The following is a 17,028-nucleotide window of genomic DNA, read 5'->3' as shown; positions in this document are numbered from 1 at the left end:
CGGGATAAATGAGGGGCATTCGTATATAGAATGCCCCTCATTTATTAGACGTCTCTCCTAATAGTTATTACACTACCACCGATACTTGCCCTATAGCTCAAAAAACACATATTCACTCCATTCCATTATATGTCTAGTTCTTCTTATTTTCTGCTGAATATACTACCAATATAAACTTGTGACAAGCTAGATTTGTTCAAAGGAAAATAGAAAGGTAGGTTAAATATGAGCATTGAAATATGGATTACTATTATTGTATTCTTCTTAACGATGATTGTTATCTTTTGGCGCCCTCGTGGTTTAAATGAGGCGTGGCCAGCAGCAATTGGCGCTGGCATTATCCTCATTACTGGACTTGTATCAAAACCAGACGTCATGGACATTATAAGTAAAATTGGCGGTGCCTCCATAACAATATTAGCGACCATCGTTATGGCGGTTATATTAGAAAGCTTCGGCTTCTTCCACTGGTCCGCAGCGAAACTTGCAAATTTAGCAAAGGGCTCCGGTCGCCGTTTATACTGGTATATTCAATTACTTTGTTTTCTTATGACTCTTTTATTCAATAACGACGGTAGTATTTTAATTACAACTCCGATTTTAATTTTACTACTGAGAAACCTTCAATTAAAACCTCATCAACAAATCCCTTATTTATTAAGCGGTGCTTTAATCGCCACTGCATCTAGTGCACCAATTGGTGTAAGTAATATTGTAAACTTAATTGCCTTAAATATCGTCCATATGACTCTTTATATGCATACTGCTATGATGTTTGTACCTGCAACACTAGGATTATTGTTTATGTCATGGCTTATGTATACAGTTTTAAAGAAAAAGCTACCAGAAAGATTACCTGTTTCTTCATATGATATCGAAGAAATTTTCTTCACGAAAAACTTCCATCCATTAAAAGGAAAAAATCCTGTTGATACAAAACAAAAACGTACAAAATTCATGTTAAAAGTACTAGGCTTCGTCTTCCTTATGCGCTGTCTTCTATTCGTTGCATCCTTCTTATCGATTCCAATCGAAATTGTTGCTGTACTCGGTTCACTCGTTCTTCTCATCTGGAGATGGTACTACTTACGAACAAACCCAGTCGATATTTTGAAAAAGACACCGTGGCACATTTTAATTTTCGCTTTCTCTATGTATGTAATTATTTACGGGCTTCATAACGCAGGATTAACAGCGGCACTTGTAAGTTGGCTCGAACCAGTTGTAAGTCAGCATCTACTCTATGCTAGCTTTGCGATGGGCGGACTCGTTTCCCTCCTCTCTAACGTCTTCAATAACCACCCTGCACTTATGATTGGTACCATTACGTTAACAGAAATGTGACTAGATCCAGTCACATTAAAAACTATCTATCTCGCAAATATCATTGGTAGTGACATCGGTTCACTATTATTACCAATCGGTACGCTAGCTTCCCTCATCTGGATGTATATCCTAAGACAAAACAAAATTAGAATAAAATGGAAAGATTATTTAAGTGTATCTCTCATCGTAATCCCGCTCACAACAGTCGTCACATTATTCCTCTTATACTACTGGGTACAGCTATTCTTCGCCTTATAGAGAAAATAGAAGCCCCCTTCGCTACCGTCTTAGCAAAGGGGGCTTCTTCTATATTTAAGTTAGGTACTACAGTGTGATCAATCAAGTAAAGAGGTGTAACGTGTTATTGGTATAAGTGACTACCAGTTTCTTTGAATTCTACCGCTTTCTCTTTCATTCCTTTTTCAATTGCTTCTGTCGTTTCTAAATCATTTTCTTTCGCATATTCACGAATATCATGCGAAATTCTCATACTACAAAACTTCGGTCCACACATTGAACAGAAATGCGCTGTTTTCGCCCCTTCTGCCGGCAACGTTTCATCATGATACTCCATCGCACGTTCAGGATCTAAAGATAAATTAAATTGATCGCGCCAACGGAATTCAAATCGTGCTTTTGAAAGTGCATCATCACGCTGATGAGCCGTTTGATGTCCTTTCGCAAGATCGGCTGCATGCGCAGCGATTTTGTACGTAATAACCCCCGCGCGAACATCATCTTTATTTGGTAAACCTAAATGTTCTTTCGGCGTTACATAACAAAGCATCGCCGTTCCAAACCAGCCGATCATCGCAGCACCAATCGCTGATGTAATATGGTCATAACCTGGTGCAATATCTGTCGTTAACGGACCAAGTGTATAGAACGGCGCGCCCTGACAAATATCAAGTTCTTTCTCCATATTTTCTTTAATTAAATGCATCGGTACATGCCCAGGTCCTTCAATCATAACTTGCACATCATGTTTCCAAGCGATTTTTGTTAATTCACCAAGTGTTTCAAGCTCAGAAAACTGCGCTTCGTCATTTGCATCTGCAATAGAACCTGGACGTAATCCATCTCCAAGAGAGAACGAAACATCGTACTGCTTCATAATTTCACAAATCTCTTCAAAATGAGTATATAGGAAGTTTTCTTTATGATGGAATAAACACCACTGCGCCATAATCGAACCACCGCGCGAAACAATACCTGTCATACGCTTTGCAGTAATTGGAATGTAACGAAGTAATACACCAGCGTGAATCGTGAAATAATCAACGCCTTGCTCCGCCTGCTCAATTAACGTATCGCGATACACTTCCCACGTTAAATCCTCTGCAATTCCGTTTACTTTTTCAAGCGCTTGATAAATTGGCACAGTTCCAACTGGTACCGGAGCATTACGAATAATCCACTCACGTGTTGTATGAATATTTTTGCCTGTAGATAAATCCATAATCGTATCTGCACCCCAGCGAGTCGCCCACGTCATCTTCTCTACTTCTTCTGCAATAGAAGACGATACAGCAGAGTTTCCGATATTTGCATTTACCTTCACGTGGAAATTACGTCCAATTATCATCGGTTCCGCTTCAGGATGGTTAATGTTCGCTGGCAAAATCGCACGACCTTCTGCAATCTCCTTACGAACAAATTCAGGCTCTACCCCTTCACGAATCGCAACATATTCCATCTCAGACGTAATAATGCCATTACGCGCATAATGCATTTGTGTCACATTTGCACCTTGCTTCGCTCTAAGTGGCTTACGATCCATTTGCGGGAAAACAGGTGTATGTTTTGAAGCCACTTTCACACCGTCATCCTCTGGTTTCACTTCGCGCCCTTCGTATCCTTCTACATCACCACGCTCCAGGGTCCAAGAGTGGCGCGGCGTTGGAATCCCTTTTTCCAGCTCCACTTTATACGCTGGATCTGTATAAGGCCCACTCGTATCATACACACGGAGTGGCGGATTTTGAACACCGTTCGTATCGCTTTGTTCAATCTCGCGCATCGGCACTTTCATACCTTCACGTGGCCCATCCACATACACTTTCTTACTCCCTGGTAAACTCGATTTCAATTCAATTTGCTCAGCAGAAACAGACTGTTTCATAACCTTTATTGCCCCCTGTTCGTGACAAGGACGAGATATGGCCAGCGTATGCCAAAATAAAAAGAGCCAGGTCCATAAAAAAATAAGGACCTGGCTCATAAAGACATAATTATGTAAAGCCGTTAACTTCCCTACGCTGGTACGAGCCAGATCAGGTCCAAAGGGTTAAGAAGTTCACACGCTTCTCTCTCAGCCTACGCATACGTTAGGCACCCCTAGTTTATCACTGATTTAATTTTCGATACTTTCCCATCATACACTATATTCTGAAAAATGCAAAGGTTATTTCTTTTTTGTTTACGGAATCATCCAAGTTAAATAATAAGCCTGCACATACGTCATAATCCCAACAATAGTAACGAAGAATAAACTATGCTTCAATGTAAAGCGGAACAAATCTGACTCTTTCCCAGCAAGTCCAACTGCCGCACAAGCAATCGCAATCGATTGCGGAGAAATCATTTTACCTGTTACACCGCCCGTTGTATTTGCTGCAACGAGAAGCACTTCAGATACACCGACTTGTTGCGCTGTAATTGCTTGTAAATTTGAGAACAGTGCGTTCGCTGACGTATCTGATCCTGTTAAAAATACGCCAATCCAGCCTAAGAATGGTGAGAAGAACGGGAATAACCCGCCAGTTCCTGCAAGTGCTAACGCTAATGTAGAAGATAAACCAGAATAGTTTGCGATAAATGCGAATCCTAATACGAATCCGATAGATAGAATTGGCATTTTTAGTTCGTTTAACGTTTCTTTAAATGTTGCTACTGCATCTTTTGTACTCATTTTCAAAATAAAGATAGAAATGATACAAGCAATTAAAATTGCTGTTCCAGTCGCTGATAAAATATCTAATTTCAAGATTGCTTCATAAGGTGTTGGTTTATTTACAATTGGCTCTGCTTTCATTACTAAATTATGCAAGCCTGGAACTTCAAATTTAAATACGAGACTTTCTAAAGCACCACCTGGAGCGAATAATGCTTTAAAGAAACTTTGGCTCCAAATGACTACCATCACAGTTAAAATAATGAACGGAGACCATGCTTTTACTACTTTTCCTACCGTTAGTTTCGGCATAGATGTCGCCGTCGTTGCTGCTACTTCACTATTCGCTTCTTTAGATTGATAAATTTCTTTCGGCTGCCAAACTTTTAAGAATAGCGATAAACTTACTAAACTTACAAGTGCTGACGTAATATCAGGAAGTTCTGGCCCTAAAAACGTCGCTGTAATAAACTGTGTAATTGCAAATGAACTACCTGCTACAAATAAAGCAGGCCACGTTTGTCTTACTCCTTTCAAACCATCCATTAAAAATACGATAAAGAACGGAACAAATAAAGATAAGAACGGTAATTGATGCCCAGCCATTTGTCCAATTTTATGTGGATCAATGCCTGTTACTTGTCCAGCAACTGTAATTGGAATCCCCATCGCTCCGAACGCTACTGGTGCAGTATTTGCGATTAAACAAAGACCTGCTGCATATAAAGGATTTAGCCCAAGACCTGCAAGAAGCGCTGCTGTAATCGCTACTGGTGCACCAAATCCTGCTGCCCCTTCCAAAAATGCTCCAAATGAAAACCCGATTAAAATAACGAGTAAACGATGGTCATTCGTAATTGATAATACAGATGCACGAATCACATCAAATTGACCTGTTTTCACAGAAATTTTATATAAAAATACTGACATAATGATAATCCACGCAATTGGCCATAATCCGTATAAGAAACCGTATCCGGTCGCTGCCATTGCCATTGTGAATGGCATTTTATACGCAAATAATGCCACCAAAATCGTTAATACAACTGTAATAAATCCTGCCACATACCCCTTCATACGGAAAACTGCTAAAGCTAAGAAAAAAAAGATGATTGGAATAAGTGCGACTGCTGCCGAAATCCAAATGTTACCGAACGGATCGTAAACTTGTGTCCATGTGTTCATTGTTCTCTCCCCCTAAAGAATCCCCTTTTAAATAAATATAACCTTATCAATAGGCTATCAGGTCATCATACCTTTAAACCTAAAAATAAAAAACGCTCAGGAAAACGTTTCCATTGAATTTTATCACAACAATTTTCATTTAAAAAGATTTTTTTGAAAATTTTATCATTTAAATTAAAAATCTTACAAAAACGTCACGTTCTTGTAATGTTAATCGATAGGAAGCTTGCCAAATTTATCGCATACTAAAAGTATAACAACGGACATTACTTATGAGGTGATATATATGAACGGAAACAAAATATTAGCAGCTTTATCATACTTTAGTGTATTATTTGCGCCTATCTTATTCCCTATTATCGTATGGATTGTGGGCGATTCTGAAACGAAACCACATGCAAAACGTGCTCTATGGACACATATCATTCCAAGCATCGCTTCATTTATTGGATTAGTTATTTTAGGAATTATGGGCATCGGATCTGATCAACCAGACGTAACACTTGGAATTGGAGCAATTATCGTCTTATGCATTTGCGGAATCATTAGCTTATACTACTTCGTTTGGAATATCGTGAAAGGTATTAAAGTACTAAAATCTTAATCTTTCTCTTAAACAAACGTTTGATTAAAAAAGGACACTTGCAAATTGCAAGTGTCCTTTATCCCGCTATTTGTGGGCAGTAAGACTCCCACCTCAAAATCCGGCTGGAGCAAAGAAGTTAGGTGGAAGCCCTGCTGCCCGTAAACGCCCGATTGATGAGGGCTGATAATCGGCGGGGGATGAACACCCCACTGATTAAAGTTTCACTTTATCTTCTGCGTTTCTTCTTTTTTCTCATCATTTTCTTTCGGCGCGTATTCGCTTTATCCGCTATAATGTGGAGCGTACTTGCCACAACAATCCCCATTACAAACGTTGTAATTTCAACCTCGTGTTCCTTCGCAATTTCTATTAAATTCCCGCCTAATGCTATTACATTTAATAGGAATAAAAACGGAGAAAACACGATTAACATGTATACGATACGAATAATATCACCAATTATAATCGTATGTGTGAAGAAGGAACGATGGGGCATTACACTCCTATATGGATACCAAAAAATGCGGAGTAATCCCCATTTATTATACGCATTGCTATACGTATCTAAATCCGGTGTTAAAAAGAAAGTACCTACTAGAAATCCAATTGCAAAAGTTAATAAAAAATCAAAATTTGTTAATCCATACGAAAAGAGCATAAACAAAACAACCGGAAGGGATATTAAGTTTATTTTCGTATGCGTTCTTCCTGATGGCATAATGCACTTCCTCGCTTACGTTCGCCCTGCCATCCTATGACAGTTCTCACCTATTGATCTAATTTTTGATCGATAAATGCTGTGTCTATATCCGAACCAAACCATTCTGCCAACTTCACTCGTGCCTTATCTTTCACTTCTTCATTTACGTATATCGATGCTTGTAATAATGCAGCCGTTAACGCACCTAAATCATCCGTATAACCAACTCCAGCAATGAAATCTGGGATTGCATCAATCGGTGCAATGAAATAAGCAAGTGCTCCGATTACAATAATTTTCACTCGTTTTGGAACATCCGGTCTTTGCAAAACGTAAAACAGCAATAAACTCGCATAAATTACTGACTGCCCTGCCTGCTTCGCAACATGTTTTATTTTCTTCCAAAACGCTTCAACTGAAAATTTTTGTTTCATTCAAAAGCCTCCCTATTTTTCAAAAGAAATAAGCTACAATATGTTATGTTATCAGTAAAAGTTCATCAAAATTACACATAATCTATCAATGAAATTTCATTGTAACAAACAAAACCAAAAAGAACAAGTGTTCGTTTATTTTTTCGTATTTTCCTTCATATAATAGTTTTCTAGACAACCACTTAAAGATGTCTAATCCGTATTTCTCAACCAAAAAACTTTCAATTCCGCTTAACATTCTTTTCTATTTTTGTTATATTTTCTAGTTGACGAGCATATAAACGAATGTTAAAGTTTTCTCTGGTAGTGACAAACCACATACAAAAAATGTAAAATGTTATAGTGTTTCTCAGAAATGAATTTTGTTGTATAATACAGAAATGACGTTATGCTTATGAGCAGCACAAGAAACCAAAAAGGGTATGCATAGTTAAAGTCGTATATGGGTGAATATAGAAACTCTAATTATGGCCAAGAAAACTATGTATTTTTTATTTTAACATTTTTCGCTCCAAAATCGACCAAGCCTGATAGAGAAAGGGTGGAAATGAATGAAAGAAACCATGAAATCACAATTTCAAAATGTGCGTTTCACTTTATTCGTAGCTTTGGCCGTATGGCTAAAATCCTACATCATTACACGCACTAGCTTCGATTTAAAACTTGAATCTTTCATGCAAGAATTCATTTTATTCATTAGTCCATTAGCAGCATCATTACTGTTTGTGGGTCTTGCATTATTTGCAAAAGGGAAAAAACGTAACTATATAGCACTAGGAATTAACTTTATCTTAACGTTCATCCTTGTTGGTAACGTAATGTTCTACGGATTCTACAATGACTTCGTTACTTTACCAGTACTAGGACAAACATCTAATTTCGGAAGTTTAGGTTCTAGTGTGAAAGAATTATTTAACTTCAAAATCATCCTTGCATTTGCGGATATTATCGTATTCTTCGTTCTATTGAAGAAGAAGAAAGATTTTGCACCGACAGAACGTGTAGCACGTCCGATGCGTTCCCTATACTTCGTGTCAACAGTTGCTATTTTCTGCGTAAACCTAGGACTTGCAGAAGCTGAGCGTCCAGAGCTATTAACACGTTCATTCGACCGCGTTATGCTTGTTAAAAACCTAGGATTATATGTACACCAAGCATACGATCTTGGCTTACAAGCAAAATCAAGTTCACAAAAAGCGTTTGCTGATAGTAGTAAATTGCAAGAAGCAGAAAACTATGTAAAAACAACACAAAGTAAACCAGATCCAAATATGTATGGTACTGCAAAAGGGAAAAACGTAATTGTTGTCTCTCTTGAATCATTACAAACATTCTTAATTGGTGCGCAAGTTAACGGACAAGAAGTTACACCATTCTTAAACCAATTTGCGAAAGAAAGTTATTACTTCGATAACTTCTTCCATCAAACTGGGCAAGGTAAAACATCTGATGCTGAATTCTTAGTAGATACTTCACTATATCCACTAGACCGTGGTGCTGTATTCTTCACACACGGTAACAACGAATATACAGCAACTCCAGAAATTTTGCGTCAGCAAGGGTATCACACATCAGTATTCCACGCAAACAACGCAACATTCTGGAACCGTAACATTATGTATCCGGCACTTGGTTATGATCGTTACTACAACGAACTTGACTACAAGATTACGCCAGAAACAAAATTAAACTGGGGACTAAAAGATATCGAATACTTCGATCAGTCTATCGATATGTTAAAACAAGTGAAGCAACCGTTCTATACTCGCTTCCTTACTTTAACAAACCATTACCCATTCACTTATGATGACAGTACGAAATTAATCGACGAGTACAATTCTGGTGATGGAGTATTTGATCGTTACATGGTAACTGCTCGTTATTTAGACGAAGCAATGAAACACTTTATTGAGCGTCTAAAAGCAGAAGGTATTTACGACAACTCTGTTATCGTATTCTACGGTGACCATTATGGTATTTCTGAAAACCATAACCGTGCAATGGCACAGTTCTTAGGAAAAGAAGAAATTACTACATTTGACCATATGAACTTACAAAAAACACCGATGTTTATTCACGTTCCAGGTCAAACAGAAGGTAAAACAATTTCAAAACCAACTGGTGAAATTGACATTAAACCAACAATTCTAAACTTACTTGGTGTAGATTCTACGAATCAAATTCAATTCGGTCATGACGTATTCTCACCAGACAATAAAGGATTCGTTGTTCTTCGTGACGGTAGCTTCATTACAGATAAGTACATGTACACAAACAGTACATTCTACGACCGTAACACAGGTGAAGTTGTACAATTGCCGAAAGAAGAAGCTCAACCCCTTATTGATCGTGCACAAAATGAATTACACATGTCAGACAAAATCATTGAAGGCGACTTACTTCGCTTCTCTGAAAGCAATAAAATCAAAACTGGTGAAGTAAAAACAGCTATTAAAGAAGAAAAGAAGAGCGCTGAGTAATCTCAGCCTCTTTTTTTATTTTCCTCTCTACAAATTCTTCTATACATTAACTTTAAAATTACATAACCTTCATCTAATATTTACACCACATTAACGAAACATCTTTATAATAAAATATGTAAACAAGGTTCCACATATTTCTTATCTCTCAACTTTAATAAGATCCCTTAGAGAAATATGCGCATCATTTGTTTTCAATTTCTTATAATTGTCTTTCCAAGTGTTTTGTTTGCATAAATGAAACCTTTAAAGACGATGTCCCTATGAAAGATAGCTACCCTCCTTGTGCAACATTCCATACGAATGTTGCTTTTTTTTTTTCAAAAAGCAGGATTCTTATTTCTTATTTTCGAATTTGTATATACAAAATGCTATAAATTACCACTACTACTCTACATATACGTCATATGTAGAGAACCGCCAACATAAAAGTAACTATAGTGATTTTTATCCCGCTATTTGTATGCAGTAAGACTCCCGCCTCAAAATTCTGCCGTGAAGCAAAGAATTTAAGTGGGAGCCTTGTTGCCCGTAAAAGCCCGATTGATGTGGGCTAATAATCAGTGGAGGATAAACAAAAACCCCCACTAATTAAAGTTTCACTTTATTTATGTACTCACGAAAGGATGGGACGAAAATTGGCATACGAAAGATTTGTACTATGGAATGATGCAGTTATTGATACAACAAAACATCGCGCGTACATAGAACTTGAAGAAAGAGGTTTACAATTTGGCGATGGTGTCTATGAAGTTATTCGCCTTTATAACGGAAACTTTCACTTATTAGACCCACATTTAACAAGATTATATCGATCCATGGAAGAAATAGAATTATCACTTCCTTTCTCAAAAGCCGAACTCATCATCTTACTCTACAAATTAATTGAAAACAATAATTTCCACGAAGACGGAACAATTTACTTACAAGTATCTCGTGGTGTACAAGCTCGAGCACATGCATTCTCATATGACACATCTCCGACAATCTATGCTTATATTTCAAAAAAAGAAAGACCATCTTTATGGATTGAATACGGTGTACGTGCTATATCAGAACCTGATACACGCTGGCTCCGCTGTGATATTAAATCGCTAAATTTATTACCAAATGTATTAGCTTATACGAAAGCTGAGCGCAAAGGTTGTAAAGAAGCACTTCTCGTACGAAATGGTATTGTAACTGAAGGTAGCCACTCTAACTTCTTTCTCATAAAAAATGGAACACTGTATACGCATCCAGCCAATCACCTTATTTTAAACGGAATTATTCGTCAGTACGTCCTTTCTTTAGCTAACACTCTTCAACTTCCTGTAAAAGAAGAGCTTTTCAGCATTCGCGATGTTTATAACGCAGATGAATGCTTCTTCACAGGAACGACTATTGAGATTTTACCGATGACCCACCTTGATGGAACTGCGATTCAAGATGGGCAAGTTGGGCCTATCACCAAATTACTACAAAAGTCATTTTCTCAAAGCCTTTTAAAATCCAACATTTCATCTTCTTAAATACGAATAATCGCCTCTCTTTCTACAACAAATATATGTATTTAAATGGAAATCAAGGTGTGAATTTATGCCTTGATTTTTTTTTGTAATCTTTTTGTCATATTCAGATTCCCGCATAAGTCTTGACAGTAATCGACATGCTCTTTAGAATTTTTAACAGTTGGTAAATATTTCTTCACTACATTACAGACAGAAAGGAATCGACAAATTATGAAAAAATACCTTGCCGGTCTTGCGGCAGTGTCTGTAGCAGGAGGAGCAGCTCCTACACTTGATAGTGTTCAAGCTGCCCCTGAACAAAATACACAAAAAGCTGCTACACAAGCTGTCCAAGCTTCCGCATCAAACAGTTCATCGTATACGGTGAATACTAGCGTATTACATGTTCGTGCAGGATCAAGTACTTCTCACGACATCATCTCTCGCGTTTATAATGGTCAGTCATTAAACGTAATTGGAGAAGAAAATGGTTGGTTCAAAATTAACCAGAATGGTCAAACAGGCTATGTTAGTGGCGAATTTGTATCAAAAAATGGTGCAAAAACAAATAACAATGTAAGTACAGGTGGAAACAATAAAGTTACTGCTGATGTATTACGTGTACGTACAGCTCCTAACACTTCTAGTTCTGTTTCAGGACGTGTATATGAAGGACAAACTTTAAACGTAATTGGAGAAGAAAATGGTTGGGTGAAAATCAACCATAACGGACAAACTGGCTATGTTAGTAGCCAATTTGTATCAGGCGCTTCTTCAAATACTGGCTCTACAAGCAATAACAACAATAGTAACAATGAAGCAACTGTTCAACCAGCAAGCGGAAACTATACAGTAAATGTGTCTTCCCTTCGCGTTCGTACAGGTCCTAGCACTTCTCATCCAACTGTAGGTTCTGTTAAACAAGGACAAGTAGTACAAGTTGTAGGCGAAGTTCAAGATTGGTTCAAAATCAATTACGCAGGACAAACAGCTTACTTAAGCAAAGACTACGTAACAAAAGGCGGCTCTAACGAAAACGTTACTCAAGGTAACAACCAAGAGCAAAATAATAATGGAACTGTTCAAACTGGTGGTACTTACGTCGTTAACGCAACATCTCTACGTGTTCGTACAGGCCCTGCTGCTTACCATAGTGTAATTGGCGGCGTGTTAAATGGTACAACATTAAACGTAGTTGGATCTGAAAACGGCTGGTTTAAAGTAAACTACCAAGGAAAAACAGGCTATGTTAGTAGCGAATTTGTAAAATTCGTTAAAGGTGGCACTGCTACTCCTGAACAACCGAAACAACCTGAACAGCCTAACCAAGGTGCAATTGGTGACTACTACATTAATGCTTCTGCACTAAATGTACGTAGCGGCGAAGGTACAAATTATAGAATCATAGGCGCACTTCCACAAGGACAGAAGGTTCAAGTAATCTCTGAAAACTCTGGATGGAGCAAAATTAACTACAACGGTCAAACTGGTTACATCGGAACACGTTTCCTATCTAAAACACCAGTTGGTGGCGCAGTAGATAATAAGCCTAACGACAACCAAAATAACAATCAAAATAATAATAACAATAACAATAACACTAATAATAGCGGTGACAGTTCTTCTCTACTTGCATACGCGAAATCTATGCAAGGCGTACCATACGTTTGGGGCGGTACTTCTGCTAACGGCGTTGACTGCAGTGGTTACATCTACCACGTATTTAAGAAATTTGGTCATAACATTAGCCGTCAAAGTGTTGCTGGATATTGGAGCAGCTTACCACAAATTTCAAGTCCACAACCTGGAGACTTAATTTATTTCAAAGACACTTATAAAGCAGGTCCTTCTCACATGGGTATCTACCTTGGTGGCGGATCATTTATCCAATCTGGAGATAAAGGTGTAGCAATCGCTTCATTAAGCAACTCTTATTGGAAAAGTCATTTCTTAGGGTATACGAAAGCACCTTAAGTGATAGTTTCAGAGCCTTCTAGATTACTAGAAGGCTCTTTTTTTAAAGGTTTCAATAAATATCTCCTCTTATTCTCTTTCTATGAAAAAATTATGCGTTCATTCTCCTATTTCATACACTATATTCCACAAAAATTGTCCAAAACGTTATCATAATGAATATATTTCCACAAAAAACATAACCTATTTCATGTCTATTCATTTTATATGTGTTTTTTCAAAGAATTTTCTTTTTATTTAAACTTTTCGTTAGACGTTTGACCTCCGATGTCCATTATGATAAATTACTTAAGATGTTATATTCGCAAAAGTATAGACAACTGGTTTATACACTTTTTTACTATGAGGAAGGAGCATGCACTGCATGAATATTTTATGGGGAATTGGCGGCGTGATTGGAGTATTAGCAATTGCTTTCTTACTATCTTCCAACCGCAAAGCTATTAATTGGCGCACAATTTTAATCGCGCTAGCATTACAAATGACATTTTCATTTATCGTATTACGATGGGATGCTGGAAAAGCAGGCTTAAAAGTTGCTGCTGACGGCGTTCAAGGATTAATTAATTTTTCTTACGAGGGAATTAGATTCGTTGCTGGGGATTTAGTCAACGCAAAAGGACCTTGGGGATTTATCTTCGTTATTCAAGCACTACTTCCAATTGTATTTATTAGTTCATTAGTAGCAATCTTATATTACTTAGGTATTATGCAGAAATTTGTTAGTATCATTGGTGGTGCATTAAGCAAACTTCTTGGAACTTCTAAGGCAGAAAGCTTAAATGCAGTAACGACTGTATTTTTAGGACAAACAGAAGCACCAATTTTAATTAAACCATACTTAGCACGTTTAACTAACAGTGAGTTCTTCACTATTATGGTAAGTGGTATGACAGCTGTTGCCGGATCAGTTCTTGTCGGCTATGCAGCGATGGGCATTCCGTTAGAGCATTTATTAGCAGCAGCAATTATGGCAGCTCCATCAAGTTTATTAATTGCAAAACTAATTATGCCAGAAACAGAAAAAGTAGATAATAATGTTCAACTTTCAACAGAGCGTGAAGACGCAAACGTTATCGATGCAGCTGCACGCGGTGCATCTGAAGGTATACAACTTGTTATTAACGTAGCGGCAATGTTAATGGCTTTCATCGCATTAATCGCTTTATTAAATGGCCTATTAGGGTTGATTGGTTCTTTGTTCGATATTAAACTTAGCCTTGATTTAATCTTCGGTTACTTACTATCACCATTTGCAATCTTAATCGGGGTTTCTCCAAACGAAGCCATACAAGCAGCAAGTTTCATCGGTCAAAAACTTGCAATCAACGAATTCGTTGCATATGCAAACTTAGGACCACACATGGCAGAGTTCTCTGCAAAAACAAATATGATTTTAACATTCGCAATCTGTGGCTTTGCAAACTTCTCTTCTATCGCAATTCAATTAGGTGTAACAGGAACATTAGCTCCTACTCGCCGTAAACAAATTGCACAATTAGGGATTAAAGCAGTTATCGCTGGTACACTAGCGAACTTCTTAAACGCAGCAGTTGCAGGTATGATGTTCCTATAATTTTATATAAAACCTCCTCTTTTTAAAGAGGAGGTTTTTTTATATACTCTAAATATAATTTTTATATATATTAAACTCTTTACGTCTAGATGTATAGACAATACGTTACAATAATTAGTATGTCTGTTTATTTTTTCTTGTGAAAGAGGGATACTACTTGATGTATCTCGTCCAAAAAGACTTCCAGCTACATGGTCCATTTCTTAATAATTGTGCATACTACAAATATCCCACGCGAATTATCTTTAAGGAGGAAAGTTTCGTGAAAGACAAGTCCTATAAAGTCCTCTCTATGTGGATTTTACAAATTTTATTTTATTTTACTACTGTACATGTGACGAAATATGAGCACGCGCTCATTTTTACAATTATATATGTCATCATAAATGTACTATTCCTATTTTTAGCTGATAAAATAGCATTTATTTTCTTCATACTAGGAACAATCATTTCAGTATTCTATTTATTTTATCAAGCGTGGCTTCACTTATGGAGTACATTAGATCAATGGGAATATATTATTACCCACTTCCTGATGGCAGCTAACTTCTTCATTGTTTATATTTCAACCCATCTATTAAAAAAGGTTATCTTTAAAAATAAAGAGTTAACTGAACGGGTGAGAGTGCTTGAGCAATACATTGGAGAATCAAAATTATTAACAAGACAAGAATTCGAAAGACGACAAGCTTTATTAACAACTGCGATGAATCGTCGTAATGAAACAGGCATTATCATTTTCTTTGATTTCACTTCCTTTAGTAAATATACAAAGGAAAGTGTCATGGATCGTGTAGCTTCATTATTAGTTGATACAGTCAGAACTGACTTTGACCTTGCTGCTGAATATGACAGCAACACATTAGTCATTTTATTACAAAATACAAATGAAGCCGGTGCTGACATTGTAATGAACCGTCTACATCCAAAAATGGAGCAATGGCTTGCTGCTGAAGCAATTCAAGATATTAAAATAAAACGAGAACAAATCAACACAAAAGGACATATCACATTATGATGACACTCGTTATGCTTCTTTTATTTATTTTGTTTTGTGTACTTGTTTTCTGGATCAGCATCACATTTTCAATTAAATATGTATTGATTTTTACCGCCTTTCTATTCTCTGGTTTACTCGTTTATTACTCTTTCTTAACAATTGCGGGCCTAATTCATCGAAATAGTAAACGAAAAGATCGTACGCTAGAACATTATCCAAGTGTAGATATTTTAATACCTGCCCATAATGAAGGGGTTGTTATTAAAGATACATTAGAAGCAATGGCAAAGATTGAATACCCAGGCAAACTAAACGTTTATTTATTAAACGATAACTCTCAAGATGAAACACCTGAAATTGGCGATGACTTCGGCAAAGCTTATGCTCATATTCATCACATTCGTGTACCACCTGGCGAGCCGAAAGGAAAATCGCGTGTATTAAATTACGGCCTTAGCATTTCGGATGGTGAATATTTCTGTGTTTACGATGCAGATAATCAACCTGAACCACATGCACTGCGAATGCTCGTAGAACATGCTGAAACCACCCAAGATGCCGTTGGAGCAGTCGGACACGTTCGTACAGTAAATGAGAAAAGAAATTGGCTTACACGAATGATTTCATTAGAATTTCAGATTTTCCAGCTCCTTATGCAATCTGGACGCTGGCTATTATTCCAAACAGGTTCACTAACCGGAACAAACATGCTTCTTCGTCGTTCCGCATTAGAAGAACTTGGCGGCTATGATCCTTATGCAATTGCAGAGGATGCCGAATTAACATTAAGAATTACCCAAAAGGGCTATCTCTTACCAATCGTCCCGGAATCGATTACATGGGAACAAGAACCTGAACATTTAAAAATTCTTATTAAACAGCGGACACGTTGGCTTCAAGGAAACTTATACATTTTAGAAAAAATGTTTTCTTCATTAAGCTTTTTTAAAGGGAAACTTCTCGTTCATTCCTTACAACAAGTTTTAGTGTATGTCGTATTTTGGCTATTTCTAATCATTTCAAACGTTTGGTTTATAATTGGACTGCTCGGGATATTCCAAATTCAATATAGCATTCCATTACTATTTATGTGGTATGTCGCATATATTACATATGTTTCTCAATTATTTAGTGCCCAGAGCGTCGAACGAACCTTTACACCGACCAATATTTTCATAAGCGTCATTATGTACTTTACGTACGCACAGCTCTTTACGTATTTGTTTATTCGCAGTCTCATTCTTTACTTACGTGCAAAGAGCAAGAAACAAGTAATTGGTTGGGATAAAACAGTACGATTTAAAAAAGAAAAATAGATTTCATTAAAAAATAAGCACAGAGCGCCGTATGCTCTGTGCTTATTTTTTACCGTAATACTATATAT

At 37.1% G+C, this 17,028-nt stretch carries 11 protein-coding genes, 1 pseudogene and 1 riboswitch; of the genes and pseudogenes, 8 read left to right on the top strand and 4 right to left on the bottom strand.

Features of this window, described 5'->3' with window-relative positions; all coding sequences use genetic code 11:
* Positions 1-225 precede the first annotated feature (225 nt).
* A pseudogene (locus tag FT637_RS13960) lies at positions 226-1,584 on the top strand (arsenic transporter).
* A 103-nt stretch (positions 1,585-1,687) separates the two neighbouring features.
* Here FT637_RS13960 and thiC read toward each other — a convergent pair.
* Both thiC and lldP read right to left on the bottom strand, forming a co-directional pair.
* Positions 1,688-3,448 (bottom strand): phosphomethylpyrimidine synthase ThiC, encoded by a 1,761-nt coding sequence (gene thiC, locus FT637_RS13955; protein ID WP_193646818.1) that lies wholly within the window; start codon positions 3,446-3,448, stop codon positions 1,688-1,690.
* Between the two features lie 111 nt (positions 3,449-3,559).
* Positions 3,560-3,675, bottom strand: a riboswitch (TPP riboswitch).
* Between the two features lie 70 nt (positions 3,676-3,745).
* A complete protein-coding gene (gene lldP, locus FT637_RS13950; protein ID WP_193646817.1) occupies positions 3,746-5,404 on the bottom strand; it encodes an L-lactate permease in 1,659 nt (552 codons plus the stop codon).
* A 286-nt stretch (positions 5,405-5,690) separates the two neighbouring features.
* On the opposite strand from lldP, the gene FT637_RS13945 reads away from it, so the two are divergent.
* Positions 5,691-6,008, top strand: coding sequence for a DUF4870 domain-containing protein (locus tag FT637_RS13945; RefSeq protein WP_193646816.1), 318 nt, complete (start codon positions 5,691-5,693; stop codon positions 6,006-6,008).
* Positions 6,009-6,216: 208 nt separating this feature from the next.
* On the opposite strand, the gene FT637_RS13940 is transcribed toward FT637_RS13945, so the two are convergent.
* Together FT637_RS13940 and FT637_RS13935 are read right to left on the bottom strand one after the other, a co-directional pair.
* Positions 6,217-6,708: a metal-binding protein gene (locus FT637_RS13940; protein ID WP_193646815.1), complete on the bottom strand. Its 492-nt coding sequence runs from the start codon at positions 6,706-6,708 to the stop codon at positions 6,217-6,219.
* Between the two features lie 50 nt (positions 6,709-6,758).
* Positions 6,759-7,124 (bottom strand): YkvA family protein, encoded by a 366-nt coding sequence (locus tag FT637_RS13935; protein ID WP_193646814.1) that lies wholly within the window; start codon positions 7,122-7,124, stop codon positions 6,759-6,761.
* 551 nt (positions 7,125-7,675) lie between these two features.
* Between FT637_RS13935 and FT637_RS13930 the strand changes: the two genes are divergently transcribed.
* From FT637_RS13930 to FT637_RS13905, 6 genes are all read left to right on the top strand, one after another.
* Complete coding sequence (locus tag FT637_RS13930) at positions 7,676-9,604, top strand: LTA synthase family protein (RefSeq protein WP_193646813.1); 1,929 nt, start codon at positions 7,676-7,678, stop codon at positions 9,602-9,604.
* 626 nt (positions 9,605-10,230) lie between these two features.
* The gene (locus tag FT637_RS13925) at positions 10,231-11,115 is read left to right on the top strand and encodes a D-amino-acid transaminase (RefSeq protein ID WP_193646812.1); all 885 of its coding nucleotides are present in this window, start codon (positions 10,231-10,233) and stop codon (positions 11,113-11,115) included.
* A gap of 210 nt (positions 11,116-11,325) precedes the next feature.
* A complete protein-coding gene (locus FT637_RS13920) occupies positions 11,326-13,068 on the top strand; it encodes an SH3 domain-containing protein (protein ID WP_193646811.1) in 1,743 nt (580 codons plus the stop codon).
* A 364-nt stretch (positions 13,069-13,432) separates the two neighbouring features.
* A complete protein-coding gene (locus FT637_RS13915) occupies positions 13,433-14,644 on the top strand; it encodes a NupC/NupG family nucleoside CNT transporter (protein ID WP_193646810.1) in 1,212 nt (403 codons plus the stop codon).
* A gap of 262 nt (positions 14,645-14,906) precedes the next feature.
* A complete protein-coding gene (locus FT637_RS13910) occupies positions 14,907-15,662 on the top strand; it encodes a diguanylate cyclase domain-containing protein (protein WP_193646809.1) in 756 nt (251 codons plus the stop codon).
* A complete protein-coding gene (locus tag FT637_RS13905; RefSeq protein WP_193646808.1) occupies positions 15,659-16,960 on the top strand; it encodes a glycosyltransferase family 2 protein in 1,302 nt (433 codons plus the stop codon). The genes FT637_RS13910 and FT637_RS13905 overlap by 4 nt, the downstream gene beginning before the upstream one ends.
* Positions 16,961-17,028: the final 68 nt, after the last annotated feature.

Source organism: Bacillus cereus (genome assembly GCF_015071065.1).
Lineage (GTDB): Bacteria > Bacillota > Bacilli > Bacillales > Bacillaceae_G > Bacillus_A > Bacillus_A cereus_BA.
This window is presented reverse-complemented; position numbering and strand designations above follow the sequence as displayed.